Consider the following 22457-nt stretch of genomic DNA (forward strand, 5'->3'; position numbering starts at 1 on the left):
AAACATGTTAGAACGTTATACACGCCCTGAAATGGGGAATATCTGGACGGAAGAGAACAAATACCGTGCGTGGCTCGAAGTCGAGATTTTAGCAGATGAAGCTTGGGCAGAACTTGGTGAAATCCCGCAAGAAGATGTGAAAAAAATCCGCGAGCATGCATCATTTGATATCGATCGGATCTTGGAAATCGAAAAATCAACACGCCATGATGTCGTTGCTTTTACACGAGCAGTTTCTGAAACATTGGGAGAAGAAAGAAAATGGGTCCATTATGGTCTAACAAGTACGGATGTCGTAGATACTGCTTATGGCTATCTCATCAAGCAAGCAAATGATATTTTACGGGAAGACTTGAAACGTTTTACGGAAATCATTGGCGAAAAAGCAAAAGAACACAAATATACAGTGATGATGGGTCGAACACACGGTGTCCATGCTGAACCAACTACTTTTGGATTGAAACTTGCCACATGGTATTCAGAAATGAAACGGAACATCGAACGATTCGAACATGCGGCAAAAGGAGTAGAAGCAGGAAAAATCTCAGGAGCAGTGGGGACGTTCGCAAATATCCCGCCATTTATTGAAGAGTATGTATGTAAACAATTGGGGATCCGTCCGCAAGAAATCTCTACTCAAGTTCTCCCTCGGGATCTCCATGCTGAATATTTCTCAGCGATGGCGCTTATTGCTACAAGTATTGAACGCTTTGCAACAGAGATACGCGGATTGCAAAAGTCTGAAACACGTGAAGTAGAAGAGTTTTTTGCGAAAGGTCAAAAAGGTTCTTCTGCTATGCCGCACAAAAGGAATCCGATCGGTTCAGAAAATATGGCTGGTCTAGCCAGAGTGGTGCGCGGACACATGGTCACTGCCTATGAAAATGTCACATTATGGCATGAAAGAGATATCTCTCATTCTTCAGCCGAACGAATCATCTTGCCTGATACCACGATTTTATTGAATTACATGTTAAATCGTTTTGGCAATATCGTTAAAAATCTAACGGTCTTTCCTGAAAACATGAAGCGGAATATGTCTGCAACATTTGGTTTGATTTATAGCCAGCGCGTTATGCTGAAATTGATCGATAAGGGAATGACAAGAGAAGAAGCTTATGATCTTGTTCAGCCAAAAACTGCGTACGCTTGGGACAACCAAGTTCAGTTCCGCCCGCTGTTAGAAGAAGATCCGACCATCACATCGGTATTATCTAAAGAAGAAATAGATGATGCCTTTGATTATCATCATCATTTGAAAAACGTTGACGTGATATTCAAACGAGTAGGTTTGGAATAAAGAAGAGTGAGTTGCAAAGTTCAATTAAAATAGAATAGCAAAAATAACCAAAAAAGAAGCAGATCCGTTAGCGGTTCTGCTTCTTTTAGTTTATTATGTTTTCTTATCAATGATAGGAACCTGATTTTAAAAGCGACTACCTCTTTACCGTGCCTCTTTACATACAAAAAAATAGAGGAATTAAGCGTAAATGGCTTGGCTGTTATAACTAAAATGCTGGTTATGGAGATATTGCAGCAAATTTTCGAGAAAAGCATATTCCATCTCTTGTCCATTAAATAAGATCTGGATACGGTAGTGATTTTTGAAACGTTTCTGCTCGTGGATCTGACTGATTAAAAGTTCGCCTTTGTGTTCTGTCCGATAACTAAAAGTCCTTTTACGGCATTCAGCGCAACGCTTAGCTGCTCGGCGGATTTTCCGAAAGGTATAAAAACTAGTATCTTTATTGCATAAATAAACGTCTTTGATCGACAACAAATCATTATATAGACAGGAACGTTCTTCAGCTGTTAATTCTGATAAAAAAAGCTGACCTTGTTTTATTGCATCTTCCATCGGCAAGTGCCTCCTCGATCCAGTTATCCAAATTTTTAGTTAATTTTAATATACCATCATTATATATAAATGTAAACGCTTGTTGATGAGGGGATTTTTGTACTTATAACAAAACACGAACATTAAAAGAATCTAATGCCTTTAATGTACATATTTATATTGATTTCTAAAAAGATGATTGTTAAAATTCAAAGTGAAAACACGAACAAAAATCGATGTATTTGCTTTCAATGTAAATAAAAAGGAGAGTCAGACATGGAAAAAAAAGAACTTCTGTACGAAGGAAAAGCCAAAAAATTATATCTTACCTCTGATGAAAACTTGATTTGGGTAGAATACTTAGATCAGGCGACTGCGTTGAATGGCGCGAGGAAAGATCAGATAAGTGGGAAAGGAGAATTGAATAATCAAATCACAAGTACGATTTTCCGCTATCTGACCCAGCGAGGAATAAAAAATCATTTTATTGAACAATTATCTAAAACCGAACAATTAGTAAAAAAAGTACAAATCATCCCTCTGGAAGTGGTTATCCGAAATATTGCAGCAGGAAGTTTCTCAAAACGTCTAGGTGTTCCTGAAGGCAAAAAATTAATCGAGCCAATCGTTGAATTCTACTATAAGGATGATCAGTTGGATGATCCTTTTGTCAATGAAGACCATATCTATTACTTGCAACTGGCAAAACCGGAAGAAATCAGTGAGCTGAAAACCCAAGCATTAGCTATCAATAAAATTTTGATCGAATTATTTGCTAAGGTTGGTCTGGTTTTAGTGGATTTCAAGCTTGAGTTTGGTCGGTCGAATGGAAAAATGTTGCTTGCGGACGAAGTAACACCGGATACTTGCCGATTATGGGATGAACGTACGAATGAACATATGGACAAAGACGTTTACCGCAGAGGCTTAGGTGATCTGATTCCAGTCTATCAAGAAGTATATAACCGTCTATCGGAACTAACTGAAGAAAAGGAGCGAGTATGATGTATTTCGTAAAAGTTTATGTAACCTATAAAGATTCAGTGTTAGATCCTCAAGGAGAGGCAGTAAAAAAAGCAGTCCATCGTATGGGATATGAAACAATCGAAGATATCCGTATCGGAAAATACTTTGAGATACAACTTGCTGATACAGAAGAACCAATCGATACAGTGATTGAAACGATTTGTGACAAGTTGCTTGCAAATGTAAATATGGAAACATACCGATATGAAATCAAAAAAATGGAGGAAGTATAACATGAAATTTGCGGTCATCGTTTTTCCAGGTTCAAATTGTGACGCAGATATGTTATGGGCAATTCGCGAGATCATGGGCGCTGATGCCGAATTTGTACGGCATGATGAGTCCTCTTTAGAAGGATTTGATGGGGTTTTACTGCCGGGAGGATTCTCCTATGGTGACTATTTGAGATGCGGTGCGATTGCTCGGTTTTCTACAATCATGGAAGAAGTGATTCGTTTTGCTGAAGAAGGGAAACCCGTATTCGGTACATGTAACGGATTCCAGATATTGACAGAAGCTGGACTGTTGCCAGGTGTACTGAGACGAAATGAGTCTTTGCATTTTATTTGTAAAACTGTACCATTGAAAGTCAACCCTAAGACAGCCTTTACTTCAGAATATGAAGCAGATGAAATAATCTCTCTTCCAGTTGCTCACGGGGAAGGAAATTATTTCTGTGACGAAGAAACACTTGAAGAGCTGAAGGAAAATAATCAGATCGTCTTTACTTATAATGACAACATCAACGGCAGCGTGGAAAACATTGCAGGGATTACGAATAAAGCGGGGAATGTGTTAGGAATGATGCCTCATCCAGAACGTGCAGTAGAAGACTTGCTAGGATCAGAAGATGGGAAACGGTTCTTTGCTTCCATTTTAAAAAACTTCGGAAAGGTGACCGTATAGATGAAAACATTGAATGAACCGACAGCTGAAGAGATCAAGAAAAAAAGAATCTATGCCGAATGGGGATTGACTGATGAAGAATATCGAATGATCGAAGAAGATATCTTAGGAAGAATACCTAATTATACGGAAACTGGACTGTTTTCTGTTATGTGGAGCGAACATTGTTCCTATAAAAATTCTAAACCGGTTCTACGCAAATTTCCTACTAGTGGACCTCATGTCTTGCAAGGCCCTGGAGAAGGCGCAGGTATCGTCGACATCGGTGATGGACTAGCAGTTGTCTTCAAAGCAGAAAGTCACAACCATCCCTCAGCCGTGGAGCCTTATGAAGGAGCTGCGACAGGAGTTGGCGGAATCATCAGAGATATTTTCAGCATGGGGGCTCGTCCAATTGCGCTGCTAGATTCATTGAGATTCGGCGAATTAGATAATCCAAGAACAAAATATTTACTAGAAGAAGTAGTTGCAGGTATCGGCGGATACGGCAATTGTATCGGCATACCGACTGTAGGTGGCGAAATTGCATTTGATCCTTGTTATGAAGGAAATCCATTAGTCAATGCAATGTGTGTAGGTTTGATTGAACACAAAGATATCCAGAAAGGGCAAGCCGCTGGTGTCGGCAATTCAATCATGTATGTAGGAGCAAAAACAGGTCGCGACGGCATCCACGGCGCAACTTTTGCCTCAGAAGAATTTAGCCAAGAAGAAGAACAGCAACGTTCTGCTGTACAAGTAGGCGATCCTTTTATGGAAAAGCTGCTGCTTGAAGCGTGTTTGGAATTAATCTTGCATCATTCGGATTCTCTAGTAGGTATACAGGATATGGGAGCAGCAGGACTTGTTTCATCTAGTGCGGAAATGGCTTCAAAAGCTGGTTCAGGACTTATATTGACATTAGACGAAGTCCCACAAAGAGAAACTGGAATGACGCCTTATGAAATGATGCTATCGGAATCACAAGAACGGATGTTGATTTGTGTCAAATCAGGAGAGGAAGAAAAAATCCAAGAACTATTTCAGAAGTATGATCTAGATGCAGTCACTATCGGTAAAGTAACAGACGACGGGCAATATCGTCTATATCATCAAGGGAAAGAAGTAGCGAATCTGCCAGTCGATGCGCTGGCTGAAGATGCGCCAGTCTATCATAAAGAGATGAAAGAACCAGCTCGAATCGCAGATTTTCAGCAGTTGACTCCTTATCAGCCAGTTATTGAAGAACCTGGACAAGTATTGCTTGATCTGTTGCAACAACCGACGATTGCTTCGAAACGTTCAATCTACGAAACTTATGATTCACAAGTACAAACCAATACAGTTGTCTGTCCAGGAAGCGATGCGGCTGTGATGAGAGTCAGAGGGACGAATAAAGCATTAGCGATGACCACAGACTGCAACGCTCGTTATCTCTATTTGGATCCAAAAGTCGGAGGACAAATAGCAGTGGCAGAAGCAGCTAGAAATATCATTGCTAGCGGTGGCAGACCCTTGGCGATCACCGACTGCCTGAACTATGGTTCTCCTGATAAACCAGAAGTTTTTTGGGAATTATCGACTTCAGCTGACGGCATTGCTGCTGCGTGTGAAACGTTAGGAACTCCTGTTATTTCAGGAAATGTCTCTTTATATAATGAAACGGACGGTCAAGCAATCTATCCGACACCGATGATCGGTATGGTCGGATTGATCGAGGATCATGAACATATCACTACTCAAGAATTCAAAAAATCTGGGGATCTAATCTATATATTAGGCAAGACGTTTGCAGATTTTGATGGCAGTGAATTGCAAAAGATGCAGCTTGGAAGAATCGAAGGGGTGATTCGAAACTTTGATCTAGCCGTTGAAAAGAAAAACCAGGAGTTAGTATTGTCAGCCATCCAAAACGGATTGATTGAAAGTGCCCATGACTGTTCAGAAGGTGGCTTGGCAATTGCACTGGCAGAATCAGCTTTCAAATATCAGTTAGGTTTATCTGTGCAGTTTGGCTTGCCCTCTGCTCAATTATTTGCAGAAACTCAATCAAGATTTGTATTGACAGTTGCACCGGAAAACCAGACACGATTCGAAGAAATGATGGGAGATGCTGCTTTTTTAGTAGGTAAGGTGACGGATGAAGCGATAATCGAAATTTCAGCAACTGACGGTCAAATCAAAATAGAAACAGCAGTAGCAAGAAAGTGCTGGGAGGATGCAATCGTATGTCTTATGAAGTGAAGAGTTTAAATGAAGAATGCGGAATCTTCGGTGTTTGGGGTCATCCAGACGCCGCTAGTGTGGCATACTTCGGGCTCCATAGTCTTCAGCATCGAGGACAAGAAGGTGCGGGTATCGTGTCCAATGATCGAGGAAAACTCATGGGTCATCGAGATCTGGGTCTACTTTCTGAGGTATTCAAAGATCAAAGAAAATTGCAGCAGTTAACAGGAGAAGCTGCAATCGGACATGTACGTTATGCAACAGCAGGCAATGGAAGTGTGGACAATATTCAGCCTTTTCTATTCAAATTTCATGATCAGTCGATCGGCTTAGCGCATAATGGTAACTTGATCAATGCTCGTTCCCTTAGAAAAGAGTTAGAGGGAAATGGGGCGATCTTCCATTCCAACTCCGATACGGAGATATTGATGCATTTGATCCGACGAAGTGAAGAAACAGATTTTTTAAATAAATTGAAAAGTGCTTTAAATGAAGTCAAAGGTGGCTTTGCCTATTTATTAATGACAGAAACGGCAATGATTGCCGCTTTGGACCCGAATGGTTTTCGTCCATTAGCAATCGGACAAATGAAAAACGGAGCATATGTGATTGCCTCGGAAACTTGTGCATTAGAAGTTATTGGGGCACGTTTTATAAGAGATGTCCAGCCTGGTGAGATAGTGATCATCAATGACAAAGGAATCCAGATTGATTGCTTTACGAAGGACACGCAGCTTTCTATTTGTTCGATGGAATATATCTATTTTGCCAGACCGGATTCAAATATCGCAGGGATCAATGTGCATACTGCACGGAAAAACATGGGACGGAATTTAGCAAAAGAATCGCCAGTAAAAGCAGACATGGTCGTTGGTGTACCTAATTCTTCTTTGTCAGCCGCAAGCGGTTATGCAGAAGCTAGCGGTATCCCTTACGAAATTGGATTAGTAAAAAATCAATACATTGCCCGAACATTTATCCAGCCGACGCCAGAACTAAGAGAGCAAGGCGTCCGAATGAAATTATCTGCTGTACGCGGGGTAGTGGAAGGGAAAAAGGTGATCATGGTTGATGATTCGATCGTTCGGGGCACGACAAGCAGACGGATCGTCCATCTTTTGAAAGAAGCAGGAGCAAAAGAAGTACATGTGAGGATTGCTTCTCCTCCTTTGAAATATCCGTGTTTTTATGGGATTGATATTCAAACGCGTAAAGAACTCATTGCGGCCAATCACACGATTGATGAAATCAAAGAATGTATCGGTGCCGATTCTTTAGGTTTTTTAAGTGAAGAGGGTCTGATCGAATCGATCGGTCTGGAAAAAGATGCTCCGTATTCAGGATTGTGTATGGCTTATTTCAACGGAGATTATCCGACGCCGTTATATGACTATGAAGAAAAATATCAGGAATCACTAAAAGAAAAAGTATCGTTCTTTTAAAAGCAGATCAAGAAGGGAGCATATGAAGCCAATGGCAAATGCATACGCAAAAGCTGGCGTAGATGTCGAAGCTGGATATGAAGTAGTAGAACGGATCAAGAAGCATGTCAAAAAAACGGAACGATTAGGTGTGATGGGCGCTATAGGAGGATTCGGCGGCTGTTTCGATTTATCGGTCTTTCAATTAAAAGAGCCAGTCCTTGTTTCGGGGACCGATGGTGTAGGGACGAAATTAGCAGTGGCAATCGAAGCAGACAAACACGACACGATCGGAATCGACTGCGTAGCGATGTGTGTCAATGATATCTTAGCACAAGGCGCAGAGCCGTTGTATTTCTTAGACTATTTAGCAACGGGGAAAAATGATCCGACACGTTTAGAAAATGTAGTAAAAGGTGTAGCAGATGGGTGTGTTCAAGGAAATATGGCACTGATCGGCGGCGAGACAGCTGAAATGCCCGGTATGTACTCAGGAAATGATTATGATCTAGCCGGATTTGCTGTAGGGATAGCTGAAAAATCTCAATTATTGACAGGAGAAACAATCAACCCAGGAGACGTGTTGCTTGGAATAGCATCTAGCGGAATCCATTCAAATGGGTACTCTCTTGTTCGCAAAATTTTCTTTGAGCAGCAGCATCTTTCTTTATCATCAAACCTGCCAGAATTGAAAAAAACACTTGGCGAAGTATTACTTGAACCAACGAAAATCTATGTTTCTGCCTTGCTTCCCTTGATCAAAGAAAAGAAAATCAAAGGAGCTGCACATATCACCGGTGGAGGGTTTGTAGAAAATATCCCGCGAATGTTGCCAGAATCTATGGCTGCTGAAATCAAACTTGGCACATGGCCGATCCTTCCGATCTTCGGCTGTTTACAAAAATATGGTGAGATTCCTATGATGGAGATGTATGAAATATTCAATATGGGCATTGGGATGGTCTTAGCAGTCGAGGAAGCAAAAGTAAAAGAAATCGTACACGAGATTGAGCAAGCTGGCGAAAAAGTTTATGAAATCGGAAAAGTGATCGCCAAAGAAAAACATCGTGTGGTATTTACAGGAGAAGAACGATGAGGATCGCTGTTTTTGCTTCTGGAAACGGAAGCAACTTTCAAGCGCTAGCCGATTATTTATCGAAAAAAGGATTGGAAGCTTCGATTGACTGGTTGTTTTGTGATCAGCCTGCAGCATATGTTTTGAAACGTGCAGTCGCATTGGATGTACCGGCAGATTGTTTTTCACCTAAAGAATTTGACTCCAAAAAAGAGTATGAAGAAGCGATTTTGTATAAATTGAAAGAAAAAAAGATCGATTTGATCGTATTAGCTGGATACATGCGAATCATTGGACCAGTATTGCTGGAAAATTATGATAAAAGAATCATCAATATCCATCCATCTCTTTTACCTGCATTCCCTGGTTTGCATGGCATTCGTGATGCATTTGAAGCTGGAGTAAAAGAAACGGGTGTCACAATTCATTATATCGACCAAGGTGTAGATACTGGACCAATCATCCGGCAGGAAAAAGTGAGGATCGAACAGGAGGACACGTTCGATTCTTTAGAAGAAAAAATCCATAGAGTAGAGCATCGGATCTATCCAGAAGTGATTAGTGAAATTATTGAAAATGGAGGCTATCTGAAATGACAAGAGCATTGATCAGTGTATCAGATAAAACTGGGATTGTAGCATTTGCCCAAGGTTTGGTTGAACAAGGAGTAGAAATCATTTCAACAGGAGGAACAAAGCATGCGTTGGATCAAGCTGGGATCAAAACGCTTTCGATCGAAGAAGTGACAGGGTTTCCTGAAATGATGGATGGCCGTGTCAAAACACTTCATCCTAAAATCCATGGTGGTCTTTTAGGAAGACGCGATCTCTCTAGCCATATGGAGGCAATGGAAACGGAAAATATCCAACCAATCGACTTTGTTTGTGTCAATTTATATCCTTTCAAAGAAACGATTATGAAACCAGATGTCGAAATAGCAGAAGTTATTGAAAACATTGATATCGGTGGTCCTAGTATGCTCCGTAGTGCAGCAAAAAACCATGAATTTGTCACCGCTGTTGTTGATCCATCTGACTATGAAGAAGTACTTTCAGAATTACGTCAGTATGGGCATACTTCACTTTCTTTCAGACAAAAACTAGCGGCAAAAGTCTTTCGTCATACTGCTGCATATGATGCACTGATCGCTCAATACTTGACGGATTGGGTGGAAGAAAAAGAACCGGAAAAATTGACACTTACGTATGAACGAAAACAAACGCTTCGTTACGGTGAAAATAGCCATCAAGCCGCTGCCTTTTATCAGTCCGCTCTTTTGGAAAAATATTCGATTGCAGCAGCAAAACAACTCCATGGGAAAGAACTTTCTTATAATAATATCCGAGATGCAGATGCTGCGTTACGGATCATGAAGGAATATGACGAACCAACGGTAGTCGCCTTGAAACACATGAATCCTTGTGGTATTGGGACAGCATCTACGATTTTAGAAGCGTGGGAAGCAGCATATGAAGCAGATCCTGTTTCAATCTTTGGTGGGATCATCGTTTTGAATCGAGAAGTAGATCTGCCAACAGCAGAACAGATGCATAAGCTGTTTCTAGAAATCATCATTGCCCCTTCTTATACAAAAGAAGCTTTGGAATTACTGCAAAAAAAGAAAAACATCCGATTACTGACAGTAGACTTTGCGCAAGAAGAAAATCAAAATCGAGAAGAAACGGTCTCAGTCTTAGGTGGACTTCTTGTACAAGATCAAGATCTGGCAATGGAAAACGAAGAAGAATGGAAAGTCGTGACAAAACGTAAGCCGACTCCAGCAGAAGCAAAAGCATTAGCGTTTGCTTGGAAAGCTGTCAAACATGTGAAATCTAATGCGATCGTACTGGCAAACGAACGTCAGACAGTAGGAATCGGAGCCGGGCAGATGAATCGAGTCGGTTCAGTAAAAATTGCGATTGAACAAGCGCAAGAGAAAATGGAAGGTGCAGTTTTAGCTAGCGATGCTTATTTCCCAATGGATGATTCAGTTGAATATGCAGCCAAACATGGTATAAAAGCAATCATTCAGCCAGGTGGAAGTATCAAAGACCAAGATTCTATTGATATGGCGAATAAATACGATCTAGCAATGGTCTTTACTGATGTTCGGCATTTTAGACATTAGAGAGGAGTCGGATAAATGAACATTTTGGTGATCGGTGCAGGTGGTCGTGAACATGCAATAAGTAAAAAACTTTTAGACAGTCCGAAGGTGGATACTGTGTATTGTGCGCCAGGAAATCCTGGAATGACAAAGGATGGCATCAATTGTGTCGCTATCAGTGAACAAGATCATTCAGCATTAATTCATTTTGTTAAGAATGAGGCGATTGATTGGAGTATCGTTGGTCCTGAAGTTCCTTTATTAAATGGGATCGTCGATGATTTTATGGCGGAAGGATTGAAAATCTTCGGTCCGACAAAAGCAGCAGCTCTGATCGAAGGTTCGAAAAGTTTTGCTAAACAATTGATGGAGACGTATCAGATCCCGACAGCTAAATCCAGAAGTTTTGAATGTTACGAAAAAGCAGCAGCGTATATCAAAGAAAACGGTGCGCCAATCGTAGTGAAAGCGGATGGCTTAGCAGCTGGAAAAGGTGTAGTCGTGGCTACAACAGTGAAAGAAGCGCTGGATGCGGCAGAACAAATGTTGAACCAGCATCGATTTGGGAACAGTAGCAAAAAAATCGTCGTAGAAGAGTTTTTGGCAGGAGAAGAATTCTCCCTTTTGGCGTTTGTCCGTGATACCAAGGTGTATCCGATGGTCATTTCGCAAGATCATAAGCGGGCATTTGATAACGATAAAGGGCCAAATACAGGCGGGATGGGTGCTTATTCACCAGTACCGCAAATTCCAAAAAAGATGATTGAAAAAGCTGTGGAAGAAGTTTTAAAACCAGCGGCTTTGGGAATGAAAGAACTAGGACGCTCTTTCACGGGTGTTTTATATGCGGGTTTGATTGCTACGAAGGAAGGACCAAAAGTGATCGAATTCAATGCGCGTTTCGGTGATCCTGAAACGCAAGTCGTTCTTTCTCGGTTGAAGAGTGACTTTGCACAAGTAATCGATGATTTATTAGAGAATCGTGCAGTAGAGTTAAAGTGGCAGCAAGAAGGATACAATGTAGGCGTTGTGGTGGCAGCTGCCGGTTACCCCGAAGAATATGAGACAGGAATGGTTCTACCAGATTTTCTGGAAGAAGAGCTTTCTGTTTACTATGCTGGAGTTTCCTCAAATAACGGCAAACTAGTTGGAACAGGAGGACGCCTCTATCTAGTAGAAGCATACGGTGAGACGATCAAAGAAGCACAGGAAAAAATCTACACCGCGTTAATGGATAAAACGACAGATGGAACATTTTATCGTACAGATATTGGAGAAAAAGCTGCCAATAGCGAACTGGTCGTGAAGTAAATCAGCTGCTTCCATTTATAAAAAAATACAACAAATATAGTCGGAAGCGCCGATTTTAGTGAAGCCTTTTCATAAAGAGTGTGGTACACTTTTGTTGTGTATATAAATAAGGAGGAGTTCAGATGAAAAAAATTCAATTAGGTACTTCTGATCAGAAAGCAGCTGCAGTGATCTTAGGCTGTATGCGTATCAACAATGCGGAAGATCCAGTAAAAGTGATTGAGACAGCTTATGAAAACGGCATTGATTTTTTTGACCATGCAGATATTTATGGGAACGGTGAATGTGAAGAAATCTTTGCAGATGCTCTAGCAAAAACATCAATCAAACGAGAAGATCTTTTTATTCAAACAAAATGTGGAATCGTTCCAGGTGTGATGTTTGATTTTTCTAAAAAACATATCATTGAATCTGTGGAAAAAAGTTTGACCCGTCTGAAAATGGATTATGTGGATGCTTTACTTCTTCATCGTCCAGATACATTGGTGGAACCAGAAGAGGTAGCTGAAGCGTTTGATGAATTGGAACGATCAGGTAAAGTCCGTTATTTTGGTGTCAGCAATCAAAAACCAATGCAAATCGAATTGCTGAAAAAATATGTTCGTCAACCATTAGTAGCTAATCAGCTGCAATTTGGCTTGAAACATACTGGAATGATCGATCAAGGGATTCATGTCAATATGACAGATGAAGCAAGTATCGACCATGATGGTAGTGTACTTGATTATTCCCGTTTGCATGATATGACGATCCAAGCGTGGTCGCCATACCAGTATGGATTTTTTGAAGGTGTATTTATCGGGAACGAAAAATTCCCTGAATTAAACCAAACATTAGAAGAACTAGCAGCTAAATATCAAACGACACCAACTGGCTTGTCTTCTGCTTGGATTTTGCGCCATCCAGCCAATATGCAAGTAATCGCCGGTACGATGAACGTAGGGCGAATCAAGGAAATCGCTCAAGCATCAGAAATTAATATGTCTCGGGAAGATTGGTACGAATTGTACCGTGCTGCTGGAAACATTTTACCTTAAAAGTTGTCATAAGCAGGTGAACGTTGCGATCAATTAAAAAGGCGGAATATCTTGAAAGCTATTTTCAGCTTCGAGATATTCCGCCTTTTTTTTATTGCCAACGGGAAAGAGTATCGCTATACGGATTTTATTTATTATTTATTTTTGTTTTCAAGGAAAAGCTGTGTCCGATATTCTTTTGGGGAAATCCCTTGTTTTTTCTTAAATAAATAACTGAAATAGTTAGGGTCATTATAACCAATCTCAAAAGCAATATCTGAGATACGATAGTCTGATTGCTGCAATAATTTTTTTGCTAATTCGATTCTTTGTTCTGTCAGATAATCGATGAATGTTTGGTTAAACGATTGAGAAAAAATCGTACTGAAATGAGAGGGGCTTAATGCAACTTGTTGAGCGACCCAAGTTAAGGACATATCTGGATCGGTAAAATTTTCTTTGATAAAATCCAATGCATGGTTCAAAATTGGCTGATATTTGTTCCTTGAAGGCTGTGAGGGCAGAGCAGTTAAGAAAGAAATGAACATATAAACAGTCGAACGGTAAAGCGAGTCGTCGGCGCTGATTGCTAAGCGTTGGCTAGTGGATGTGCAATGAACCATTTCTTGCGGGATTTCCTTTTCTTTCAGGCGGACATGCTGGAGTAGCTTAGTCAAGACAAATAAACGATATAATCGTGTTCGGATTGGTGTGCCTTGTGGTTTCGTCAAGTGTTCGATGTACTTAGATACTTCGTTTTTCGATAATGAAGACAAATCAAGTGAGAGATCAAAGTAAAAGACAGAATCAACTGGAAGTTTTGCTTCTTTAATCAAATCCTCATAGCTGATAATTTGATCTTTAAGGGAACTGGCAGTTTCAAGTATCATCTGCGTGATCTCAAAAGATGCAGGTAATTCGCTGATTCTTTCTGCGACAGGACCGATGGCGACTGAAAAATTATTTTTTTGTCCCTTCTCTAATTCATGGACCAACGTTTGGGCTACCTGATAACTGGTCTCGATCACATTTTCTTCAAGAGGATCAACTATTAAAAATTTGATGAATCGAGAGGAAACAGCAGAAAAAATCACTTGTTGATTCTCCCTAAATAAAAACTTCAAATAATCACTGAGATGAGCGTAATCTTCAAAGTCTGTACTGACTTGGTTTGCTGCTAATAATACGGTCATTTTTTTCCCTGCTAAAGAGCGATTGAAAGATTCAGCAAGTTTCAATGTTTCACTGATCGTAAGTGAGCCTTTGAACAAACCGTTCAAGAAATGATTTTTTTTCAATTCGAAAACAAGATCAGAAGAAGGGTGCGTTTCTTTTTGCTGCAAGTCTAACGCAGTCACTGCTTTTTCTATTGCTTGTTTCAATTCGTTGCTTTTAATTGGTTTAAGTAGATAATCATCTGCCTGTACTTGGATTGCCCCTTTCATATAATCGAAATCGTCGAATCCGCTAATAAATATGAGGCGAGTCCAAGGAAGCAGTTTCCTTGCTTCTTTTGAAAAAGTCAAACCGTCCATGAATGGCATTTGGATATCAGTCAGAATGATATCGGGCTGTAAGTCGATAATCGAAGACAGTGCCATCTCACCATCTCCAGCTTCCCCGACATAAGTGATTGGATAATAAGAACCAAGGGCAGTTATTTGTTCCCGCAAGTTATTGCGAATGAGGTATTCGTCTTCAATGATAAAAACTTTATACATGTTTGTTTCCTCCAATTGTTTTGGGAGATATAGGAATCGTCAGTGTGACAGTTGTCCCTTCTCGGTATTTGCTGTCAATCGTGATAGGTTTTTGATTATTTCCGTAATAGAGAAGGAGACGCTTGTTTACGTTGTAAAGCCCGTAGCCGATACTGAAATCTGAATCGATCCCTTTGGCTAACTCTTTACGTATTTCTGCTAGTTTTTCTACAGGAATGCCAATACCGTTGTCTATGACTTTGAATTGGATCATTTCGTCGATTTTGCATGCAGTAATACGAATAAATCCTTTGTGACGAACGTACTTTGTTCCATGGTACACAGCATTTTCGATCAATGGTTGCAAGATCATCTTTAAAATAGAAACAGGAAAAAGTGTTTCTGGTATATCAATCTTATAGTCAAGCATATGTCCGTATCTTATTTTTAAAATGACCAGATAATCATTGATATGGCTGATTTCTTTTTCAAGAGGAATCCAGTCTTGTCCTTTGCTTAAAGACGTACGAAAAAAGCCGGAAAGTGCATGGGTCATAGTCAGAGCTTCTTCAAAGCAGTCTTGTTCGATCAAAGAAATGATGGCATCCAAACTGTTATAAATAAAATGAGGAGTGATCTGAGCTTGCAATACACGAACTTCACTTTGTGCTAAATGGTATTGTTTCAAAGCGTTCTCCCGTAAAGACTGGTTTAGATCTTCCGCCATTTTGTTCATACTAGCGGTAAGTGTCTGTAGTTCTTGTGTTTCTGGCATGTTTAAACGAAATCCAAGATTTCCTGAAGAAAGCTGTTCGGACATTGTGATCAGCTGATTGATCGGCTCTTGGACCTTCTGCTCTAAAAAGCGGCGATTCTTTTTCGCATAGAAAAAAATAGTACTAAGAACCCCCAATTCGACTATCGTTAATAAAATGAGCGAGCGGACAAGCGTCGTATTTTTTTGACTTGCTAAGTCGATTTCCACACGAACAAAATCCTGTAAAATATCTGACAGTAGTTGAGTGACAGAATCGACCTGATTGATGATCTGTTCATTGGTATCCATAAAATCTTCTGCCAAGATATGATGAATGAGCTCAGCTTGATAATCCTCCAATGTATCGATCGTACGTAACGATACATCTAACGTACTAATTTCTTTAAGTGTATTTGTATTATTTTTGATCTCTCGAATATCATTCCTAAGTTCTTCTAGGATATTTTCCTCATTGAACTCATCTACGGTTACTTGGCCAGAAATCAAGTCCCACATACTTTCCAAAACTTTTTGATCAACCTTCAAAGCAATTGCATCTGCTTTTTGGATATTTGCGATCGTCTGTTGATAAATCAAAAGCTGTTGCGAATATAACAGTATGCTCAGTAGCAAAGGGATAACAGCAAATAGAAGCATGGCTTTGTTTGCTTGGGCAAAAATCTGTTTTATGCTTAAATTTTTGGTCATGATACTTCTCCAGTCAATAATTTCTGGTTGGGATGTTAGCTATATTCTGCTGGGAAAAGACAGTCTCGGAAATAAAAATATCTTTAGGTAATGTTTTTCCTGTTTGAAGATTTCCAAAATAACGAGTAACGGTATTGGCTACATACCAGCCGACATCAGGTTTACACTCGACTACGCAATTGACGATTCCTGAGCGTAGCTTCTCGATCATATCTTCTTGTCCATCAATCGTTACAATGATCAAATCTTCTCCAGGTTTGATTGATGTTTCTTTTATCGCAGCTAAAGCACCGTGAGTCATTTCATCACTATGGCTGTATAATACATCGATTTCGGATAAATCATTTGTTTCTAAATATCGTTTCATCTGGTCTTTTCCTTTCATCCGAATAAAATCACCGACAATTCGGTGAACAATAGTCATTGGAGGTTTATGGTCGATGGTTCCATCTTTTTTTAGGGTTGGTTTACGATTGATTGATTCCAAAAATCCTTCGGAGCGTAGCTTGGTCGGTGTGGAGTTCTCTGAACCAGCAAGTTCTAGGATTCTGATTTCCTGTTTCTTTGAATTTGTGAAGTGATTGCTGACAAATAAACCCGCCCGATTTCCTTCTGCTTTGAAACTGGGACCGATGTGGGTGACGAAAAGCTCGGGATCATTCGTTTGAATATGTCTGTCGACAAGTATGACAGGGATCCCTGCTCGCTTGGCTTCTTTTAATACAGAGTCCCACCCGGATTCTTGCAAAGGAGTAAAAATGATCATATCTACTTTATAGGCAATGAACGTCCGTATATCTTGGATTTGCCGTTCCTGATTCATGTAACCATTTCGGTAGAGAACTTGGTAATCTTCTTTTTCAAGCGCAGTGATAATTGATTCAGTATGCTTTTTCCGCCAGCTACTCTCCGTTCCTGATTGCGAAAAACCAACGACTAGTGGGTCAGGTGCTTCCTTTGTACTAGGTGTACACCCTATCATTTGGTAAGCGATTACAATAAGAGCTAAAAAAAATAAAACACGTTTCACTTTAGATCACTCCATCTGGATTTGTTAGTACTATCTTATCAGATAAAAGGGAAAATCAAAGTCAAAAGGAATCAATCGAAAAAAATCCAAGAAACTTAAAAAAATCCAAGACAAAAAAAGTACACCTAAAAAATTTAAAGTAAATCCCATAAAAAAATCAATGTTAACGCTTTCTTTATTAGCTATACTCGGTGTATCAATCGGAATGGGGGATAAAAAATGAAAAACAAATTTAGAAAGATTCTTGGGAGTATCGCTATTTTGACCGCAAGCATTCTATTAAGTGCGTGTGGCAATTCAGGATCTGCAGATGATAGTACGGGGTATGTAGGAATCGCTATGCCGACCAAATCAGCAGAAAGATGGATCGCTGATGGGAACAACATGGTCTCGGAATTAGAAAAACTGGGTTATAAAACAGATCTTCAATATGGAGAAGATAAAGTAGAAAATCAAGTAGCACAAATCGAAAATATGATTACAAAAGGGGTAGATACACTTGTGATTGCTTCTATCGATGGTTCGGCTTTAACTGATGTGTTAGCTAAAGCAAAAGAAGCAGATATCAAGGTGATTGCCTATGATCGTTTACTGATGAATTCAGAAAATGTCGATTACTACGCGACTTTTGATAATTTTGGAGTAGGTGTATCGCAAGCAGCTTATATTGAGGAGCACTTAGGATTGAAAGAAGGAAAAGGGCCATTCACGATTGAATTATTTGGTGGCTCGCCTGACGACAACAATGCACTAATTAATTACAACGGAGTGATGTCTGTTTTACAACCATATATGGACAACGGTCAGTTGGTCGTGCCATCTGGACAGACGAGTTTCAGTCAAATCGCTACGCTTCGCTGGGATGGTTCTACGGCGCAAGCAAGGATGGATAATCTGTTAAGCGCAAATTATACTGACCAAACATTGGATGCTGTTTTGTCGCCATATGACCCAATAAGTTTAGGGATCATTTCGTCATTAAAAGGCGTGGGGTATGGGAGTGAAAGTAAACCTTTACCTGTGATTACTGGACAAGATGCGACAGTTGCTGGCGTCAAATCGATCATTGCCGGGGAACAAACACAAACGATCTTTAAAGACACACGTATCTTAGCAAAAAATACGATTGAAATGATCAAAGCAATCAGTGATGGAGAAGAGGTTCCGGTCAATGATACTGAAACTTATGATAATGGGGTGAAAACTGTTCCTACGTATTTAGCAAATACAGTATCTGTCGATAAAGATAATTATCAAGCAGAGCTGATCGACACAGATTATTATAAAGAATCCGATCTGAAAAATTAAGAGGAACCAAACAAGGAACTAAAGAGATCTAAGTCAGAGAGAGGATAAGAATTATGGCGGATTGTATTTTAAAAATGGCAGATATCACCAAAAAATTTTCTGGAATCCGAGCGTTAGATTGTGTGAATCTGATGATTGAACGTGGGGAAATCCATGCATTGTGTGGAGAAAACGGAGCGGGAAAATCAACATTGATGAATGTCTTGAGCGGCTTGTATCCGTATGGCTCCTATGACGGGGAAATCTTTTATGATGGAAAGCTGTGTCAATTCAAAGATTTGAAAGATAGTGAAGAAAAAGGCATCGTCATCATTCATCAAGAATTAGCACTAAGTCCTTATCTTTCAATAAAAGAGAATATTTTTCTCGGAAATGAACAAGCAGAAAGAGGCGTGATTGATTGGGAACTGACAGAAAAGAAAACGTATGAATTGCTGAATAAAGTCGGTTTGTCTATCGACCCGAATCTTCTAGTATCCCAGATCGGCGTAGGGCAACAGCAACTAGTTGAAATAGCTAAAGCATTATCAAAATCCGTCCGTCTGTTGATTTTGGATGAGCCTACCGCTGCATTGAATGAAGAAGAAAGCGCGAATTTGCTGAGATTGATACGAGAATTGAAAGAGCAAGGTGTAACCTCCATCATTATTTCACATAAGCTGAATGAAATCGTGGATATCGCAGATCGAATCACCATTTTACGGGATGGACAGACGATTGAGACGCTAGAAAATGAAATGATCAGCGAAGAGCATATTATTCGCGGGATGGTGGGCAGAGATTTAGTTGATCGTTATCCTGAAAGAAAACCGGATATTGGAGAAGTTTATTTTAAAGTAGAAGACTGGACGGTCTATCACCCTCTTGATCATGAGCGAATCATAAACGACCATATCAACTTGCATTTGAAAAAAGGAGAGATTGTAGGAATAGCTGGGCTGATGGGAGCGGGCAGAACTGAATTCGCTATGAGTCTATTTGGACATTCTTATGGAAGCAAGATATCCGGACGTATATTAAAGGAAGGGACAGAGATATCAGTTAAGACCGTTCCTTCAGCCATTGCAAACGGACTCGCTTATGTCTCGGAGGATCGAAAATCTTTAGGACTGAATCTGCTGATGGATATTCGGGAAAACGTGACGCTGAGCAGTTTGGATAAAATAAGTCAAAAAGGAGTATTAGATAAAGAAAAAGAAGTAACTGAGGCAGAAAATTTCCGGAAAAAGATGCGTATAAAAACAAACTCCATCCATCAAATTGTCAGTAGTCTTAGTGGTGGGAATCAACAAAAAGTCGTTTTATCCAAGTGGCTGATGACACAACCCGATATTCTTTTTTTAGATGAGCCAACCCGTGGGATAGACGTTGGGGCAAAATATGAGATCTACACGATTATCGAAGAAATGGCAGCAAATGGCAAAGCTGTCTGTCTTATCTCTTCTGAACTTCCTGAAATCTTAGGAATGTGTGATCGAATCTATACGATGAACGAAGGACGTATTACAGGAGAAGTCTCGCGAGAAGAGGCAGATCAGGAAGTCTTGATGAAATTAATGACGAAAGAAGAGGTGGGTTAAGTTGGAACAAGCAAAAAATCTTACGGATAAAAAAGAGAAAAAACTAAATTTGAAAAGTAGAGCAGCTGATCTTTTTGGTCGCTACAGCATGGTGATCATTTTAGCGGGACTACTTATTGCGTTTCAATTGATGACGGATGGTATTTTCTGGCGTCCGTTGAATATAACTAACCTTGTTTTGCAAAATAGTCATATATTAGTACTAGCTGCAGGGATGTTATTAGTTGTGCTCTTAGGTCATGTGGATTTGTCGGTAGGGTCAGTGATGGCGTTTGTTGGTGCAATTGCGGGCATGATGATGGTCAATCGCCAAATGAACCCGTGGGTGACAGTCATCGCTTGTCTTGCAGTAGGCGGGCTGATCGGCGCATGGCAAGGTTTTTGGGTAGCTTATGCTGGGATACCGGCGTTTATCGTGACTTTAGCAGGATTGCTGATGTTTCGTGGACTGACACAAGTTGTTCTAGGCGGTCAATCTCTAGCACCTTTTCCAGCTGTTTTCCAAAAAATGTCTACGGGTTATTTACCAGACTTAAGCAAAGGAAGCAACCTTCACTTCTTGACATTGATTTTAGGAATGATCATCACCATCGTGTTAGTTGTTGGACAATGGCGAACAAGAAATCGTCGGAAAAATCATTTATTTGAAGTGGAATCTCCAGCAGCTTTCTTGGTAAAGGCGGTATTTACAGCAGTCGTTGTACTAGGGATAACTTACATCTTTGCCTCTTATCAAGGATATCCGATCATTTTGATCATTCTCGGTTTGATCGTCGCAGCATATGGTTTTTTGACAAATAAAACAGTAGCAGGTCGCCAGATTTATGCGACGGGCGGAAATCGAAAAGCGGCTGAATTATCAGGAATCAAAACAAAGCGGATCACGTTCTGGGTTTTCGTCAACATGGGAGTCATGGCAGCTTTAGCTGGATTAGTTTTAGCTGCTCGGTTAAATGCGGCGACACCTCAAGCGGGTACTTCGATGGAACTAGATGCGATGGCGGCAGTATATTTTGGCGGTGCTTCAACATCCGGCGGCATCGGAACGATTATGGGTGCGATTGTCGGTGGCTTGGTCATGGGTGTATTGAACAATGGCATGTCGATTTTAGGCGTCGGGGTAGATTGGCAGCAGGCAATCAAAGGGTTGATCTTGCTTTTAGCCGTTGTATTAGACTTGTATAACAAGAAAAAACGGACAGCGTAGGAGAACACCGTTTATTCAGAAAAAAGACTGTGACAAGACATTTGTCACAGTCTTTTTTTCGCTAAAAGCGAACATTCATTGCTTCGTTTGTTTAGACTAAAAATAATGTATGTTTTTTTACCATTCGTATAAATTCTCTTTTTGCTCTTGATTTTTTCGCTTAATTGAGTTAAATTACATAGGGCGCTAAAAAAAGCCTTGATTAAATTAATAATGTTCGTGTTTTGCTGGATGTGAACATCAGGAGGATAATGTAATGAAAGTATTTGATTACGAAGATATTCAATTAATTCCTAATAAATGTATCGTAAATAGCCGTTCTGAATGTGATACAACGGTCACATTAGGCAAACATACATTCAAAATGCCAGTAGTGCCTGCCAACATGCAGACGATTATTGATGAAACGATTGCAGAATTCTTAGCGGAAAATGGTTATTTCTATATCATGCATCGGTTTGATGAAGCAGCTCGAATTCCGTTTATCAAAAAAATGAAAAAGCGCGGATTGATTACCTCGATCAGTGTTGGCGTCAAGAAAGAGGAATATTCCTTTATAGAGAAGTTGGCAGAAGAATCGCTAAATCCTGATTATATCACTATCGACATCGCGCATGGACATGCTAACTCAGTTATTGATATGATTCAGCATATTAAAAAATATTTGCCTGAAACTTTTGTGATTGCCGGGAATGTTGGTACACCGGAAGCCGTCCGTGAATTGGAAAATGCGGGCGCAGATGCAACAAAAGTCGGGATTGGTCCAGGAAAAGTATGTATTACAAAAATCAAGACAGGCTTTGGAACTGGAGGCTGGCAACTGGCCGCTCTTAGATGGTGTGCGAAAGCAGCTCGCAAGCCGATCATCGCTGACGGTGGGATCAGAACACATGGCGATATTGCAAAATCTGTCCGTTTTGGAGCGACAATGGTTATGATTGGCTCATTGTTTGCCGGTCACGAGGAATCTCCTGGCGAAACAAAAGTCGAAAACGGAATTGTATATAAAGAATACTTTGGTTCTGCTTCAGAATTCCAAAAAGGTGAAAAACGAAATGTTGAAGGAAAGAAAATCTGGATCCAGCATAAAGGATCTTTGAAAGATACACTAGTGGAAATGCAACAAGACCTTCAATCATCTATTTCGTATGCTGGAGGAAGAGATCTGGAAGCCATTCGGAAAGTTGATTATGTCATCGTGAAAAATTCGATTTTTAACGGAGATACGATCTAAATAATGAGCAAAATATCAGCGGAAGGTTC

Annotated in this window: 19 protein-coding genes; 15 read left to right on the forward strand and 4 right to left on the reverse strand. The window is 40.1% G+C overall.

What is annotated here, in order from left to right; all coding sequences use genetic code 11:
- Positions 1–4: 4 nt before the first annotated feature.
- The gene (gene purB / locus RWU19_RS00135) at positions 5–1300 is read left to right on the forward strand and encodes an adenylosuccinate lyase (RefSeq protein ID WP_002306865.1); all 1296 of its coding nucleotides are present in this window, start codon (positions 5–7) and stop codon (positions 1298–1300) included.
- A 180-nt stretch (positions 1301–1480) separates the two neighbouring features.
- Here the strand turns inward: purB and RWU19_RS00140 are convergent, their stop codons facing one another.
- Positions 1481–1858 carry a hypothetical protein gene (locus tag RWU19_RS00140; RefSeq protein ID WP_002329120.1) on the reverse strand — a complete coding sequence of 126 codons (378 nt, stop codon included), beginning with the start codon at positions 1856–1858 and terminating at the stop codon, positions 1481–1483.
- 255 nt (positions 1859–2113) lie between these two features.
- On the opposite strand from RWU19_RS00140, the gene purC reads away from it, so the two are divergent.
- The 10 genes from purC to RWU19_RS00190 all read left to right on the forward strand — a co-directional run bounded on the left by purC (position 2114) and on the right by RWU19_RS00190 (position 12925).
- Positions 2114–2842 (forward strand): phosphoribosylaminoimidazolesuccinocarboxamide synthase, encoded by a 729-nt coding sequence (gene purC / locus RWU19_RS00145; RefSeq protein WP_002292230.1) that lies wholly within the window; start codon positions 2114–2116, stop codon positions 2840–2842.
- Positions 2842–3096, forward strand: a complete 255-nt coding sequence (purS, locus tag RWU19_RS00150; RefSeq protein ID WP_002309490.1) for a phosphoribosylformylglycinamidine synthase subunit PurS — start codon at positions 2842–2844, stop codon at positions 3094–3096. The genes purC and purS overlap by 1 nt, the downstream gene beginning before the upstream one ends.
- Before the next feature lies 1 nt (position 3097).
- Positions 3098–3769 (forward strand): phosphoribosylformylglycinamidine synthase subunit PurQ, encoded by a 672-nt coding sequence (gene purQ, locus RWU19_RS00155; RefSeq protein WP_070770610.1) that lies wholly within the window; start codon positions 3098–3100, stop codon positions 3767–3769.
- Positions 3770–5992 carry a phosphoribosylformylglycinamidine synthase subunit PurL gene (purL, locus tag RWU19_RS00160; RefSeq protein WP_123838102.1) on the forward strand — a complete coding sequence of 741 codons (2223 nt, stop codon included), beginning with the start codon at positions 3770–3772 and terminating at the stop codon, positions 5990–5992.
- Positions 5977–7416 carry an amidophosphoribosyltransferase gene (gene purF, locus RWU19_RS00165; protein WP_123838101.1) on the forward strand — a complete coding sequence of 480 codons (1440 nt, stop codon included), beginning with the start codon at positions 5977–5979 and terminating at the stop codon, positions 7414–7416. Before purL ends, purF begins: the two co-directional genes overlap by 16 nt.
- Before the next feature lie 22 nt (positions 7417–7438).
- A complete protein-coding gene (gene purM / locus RWU19_RS00170) occupies positions 7439–8491 on the forward strand; it encodes a phosphoribosylformylglycinamidine cyclo-ligase (RefSeq protein WP_185022579.1) in 1053 nt (350 codons plus the stop codon).
- Positions 8488–9066, forward strand: coding sequence for a phosphoribosylglycinamide formyltransferase (purN, locus tag RWU19_RS00175; RefSeq protein WP_123838100.1), 579 nt, complete (start codon positions 8488–8490; stop codon positions 9064–9066). Before purM ends, purN begins: the two co-directional genes overlap by 4 nt.
- Entirely contained in the window at positions 9063–10598 is a 1536-nt protein-coding gene (purH, locus tag RWU19_RS00180; RefSeq protein ID WP_024635308.1) for a bifunctional phosphoribosylaminoimidazolecarboxamide formyltransferase/IMP cyclohydrolase, read from the forward strand. The genes purN and purH overlap by 4 nt, the downstream gene beginning before the upstream one ends.
- Positions 10599–10613: 15 nt before the next feature.
- Positions 10614–11888 carry a phosphoribosylamine--glycine ligase gene (gene purD / locus RWU19_RS00185; protein WP_002292221.1) on the forward strand — a complete coding sequence of 425 codons (1275 nt, stop codon included), beginning with the start codon at positions 10614–10616 and terminating at the stop codon, positions 11886–11888.
- A 122-nt stretch (positions 11889–12010) separates the two neighbouring features.
- On the forward strand, positions 12011–12925 hold the full coding sequence (locus tag RWU19_RS00190; RefSeq protein WP_086286074.1) for an aldo/keto reductase family oxidoreductase: 915 nt from the start codon (positions 12011–12013) through the stop codon (positions 12923–12925).
- A 134-nt stretch (positions 12926–13059) separates the two neighbouring features.
- On the opposite strand, the gene RWU19_RS00195 is transcribed toward RWU19_RS00190, so the two are convergent.
- Genes RWU19_RS00195 through RWU19_RS00205 form a run of 3 tightly spaced genes read right to left on the reverse strand, consistent with a single transcriptional unit; the run spans position 13060 to position 17099 of the window.
- Entirely contained in the window at positions 13060–14625 is a 1566-nt protein-coding gene (locus RWU19_RS00195; RefSeq protein ID WP_123838099.1) for a response regulator, read from the reverse strand.
- The gene (locus RWU19_RS00200; protein ID WP_002342667.1) at positions 14618–16069 is read right to left on the reverse strand and encodes a sensor histidine kinase; all 1452 of its coding nucleotides are present in this window, start codon (positions 16067–16069) and stop codon (positions 14618–14620) included. The genes RWU19_RS00195 and RWU19_RS00200 overlap by 8 nt, the downstream gene beginning before the upstream one ends.
- Positions 16070–16082: 13 nt before the next feature.
- Positions 16083–17099, reverse strand: coding sequence for an ABC transporter substrate-binding protein (locus RWU19_RS00205; RefSeq protein WP_024635303.1), 1017 nt, complete (start codon positions 17097–17099; stop codon positions 16083–16085).
- A gap of 219 nt (positions 17100–17318) precedes the next feature.
- On the opposite strand from RWU19_RS00205, the gene chvE reads away from it, so the two are divergent.
- The 4 genes from chvE to guaC all read left to right on the forward strand — a co-directional run bounded on the left by chvE (position 17319) and on the right by guaC (position 22428).
- Complete coding sequence (gene chvE, locus RWU19_RS00210) at positions 17319–18407, forward strand: multiple monosaccharide ABC transporter substrate-binding protein (RefSeq protein WP_002306852.1); 1089 nt, start codon at positions 17319–17321, stop codon at positions 18405–18407.
- A gap of 53 nt (positions 18408–18460) precedes the next feature.
- Entirely contained in the window at positions 18461–19987 is a 1527-nt protein-coding gene (gene mmsA, locus RWU19_RS00215) for a multiple monosaccharide ABC transporter ATP-binding protein (protein WP_002336378.1), read from the forward strand.
- A 1-nt stretch (position 19988) separates the two neighbouring features.
- Complete coding sequence (gene mmsB, locus RWU19_RS00220) at positions 19989–21194, forward strand: multiple monosaccharide ABC transporter permease (RefSeq protein WP_123838098.1); 1206 nt, start codon at positions 19989–19991, stop codon at positions 21192–21194.
- 256 nt (positions 21195–21450) lie between these two features.
- Positions 21451–22428: a GMP reductase gene (gene guaC / locus RWU19_RS00225; RefSeq protein ID WP_002287992.1), complete on the forward strand. Its 978-nt coding sequence runs from the start codon at positions 21451–21453 to the stop codon at positions 22426–22428.
- Positions 22429–22457 lie beyond the last annotated feature (29 nt).

Source organism: Enterococcus sp. 2STP (genome assembly GCF_032465635.1).
Taxonomy (GTDB): domain Bacteria; phylum Bacillota; class Bacilli; order Lactobacillales; family Enterococcaceae; genus Enterococcus_B; species Enterococcus_B lactis.

Coding starts and splice junctions, on each gene's coding strand:
- purH (WP_024635308.1), top strand. CDS start 9,063: ATGACAAGAGCATTGATCAGTGTATCAGATAAAACTGGGATTGTAGCA.
- RWU19_RS00200 (WP_002342667.1), bottom strand. CDS start 16,069: ATGACCAAAAATTTAAGCATAAAACAGATTTTTGCCCAAGCAAACAAA.
- chvE (WP_002306852.1), top strand. CDS start 17,319: ATGAAAAACAAATTTAGAAAGATTCTTGGGAGTATCGCTATTTTGACC.
- purF (WP_123838101.1), top strand. CDS start 5,977: ATGTCTTATGAAGTGAAGAGTTTAAATGAAGAATGCGGAATCTTCGGT.
- RWU19_RS00140 (WP_002329120.1), bottom strand. CDS start 1,858: ATGGAAGATGCAATAAAACAAGGTCAGCTTTTTTTATCAGAATTAACA.
- purQ (WP_070770610.1), top strand. CDS start 3,098: ATGAAATTTGCGGTCATCGTTTTTCCAGGTTCAAATTGTGACGCAGAT.
- mmsA (WP_002336378.1), top strand. CDS start 18,461: ATGGCGGATTGTATTTTAAAAATGGCAGATATCACCAAAAAATTTTCT.
- purB (WP_002306865.1), top strand. CDS start 5: ATGTTAGAACGTTATACACGCCCTGAAATGGGGAATATCTGGACGGAA.
- purD (WP_002292221.1), top strand. CDS start 10,614: ATGAACATTTTGGTGATCGGTGCAGGTGGTCGTGAACATGCAATAAGT.
- purN (WP_123838100.1), top strand. CDS start 8,488: ATGAGGATCGCTGTTTTTGCTTCTGGAAACGGAAGCAACTTTCAAGCG.
- purL (WP_123838102.1), top strand. CDS start 3,770: ATGAAAACATTGAATGAACCGACAGCTGAAGAGATCAAGAAAAAAAGA.
- RWU19_RS00190 (WP_086286074.1), top strand. CDS start 12,011: ATGAAAAAAATTCAATTAGGTACTTCTGATCAGAAAGCAGCTGCAGTG.
- purM (WP_185022579.1), top strand. CDS start 7,439: ATGAAGCCAATGGCAAATGCATACGCAAAAGCTGGCGTAGATGTCGAA.
- RWU19_RS00195 (WP_123838099.1), bottom strand. CDS start 14,625: ATGTATAAAGTTTTTATCATTGAAGACGAATACCTCATTCGCAATAAC.
- guaC (WP_002287992.1), top strand. CDS start 21,451: ATGAAAGTATTTGATTACGAAGATATTCAATTAATTCCTAATAAATGT.
- purC (WP_002292230.1), top strand. CDS start 2,114: ATGGAAAAAAAAGAACTTCTGTACGAAGGAAAAGCCAAAAAATTATAT.
- purS (WP_002309490.1), top strand. CDS start 2,842: ATGTATTTCGTAAAAGTTTATGTAACCTATAAAGATTCAGTGTTAGAT.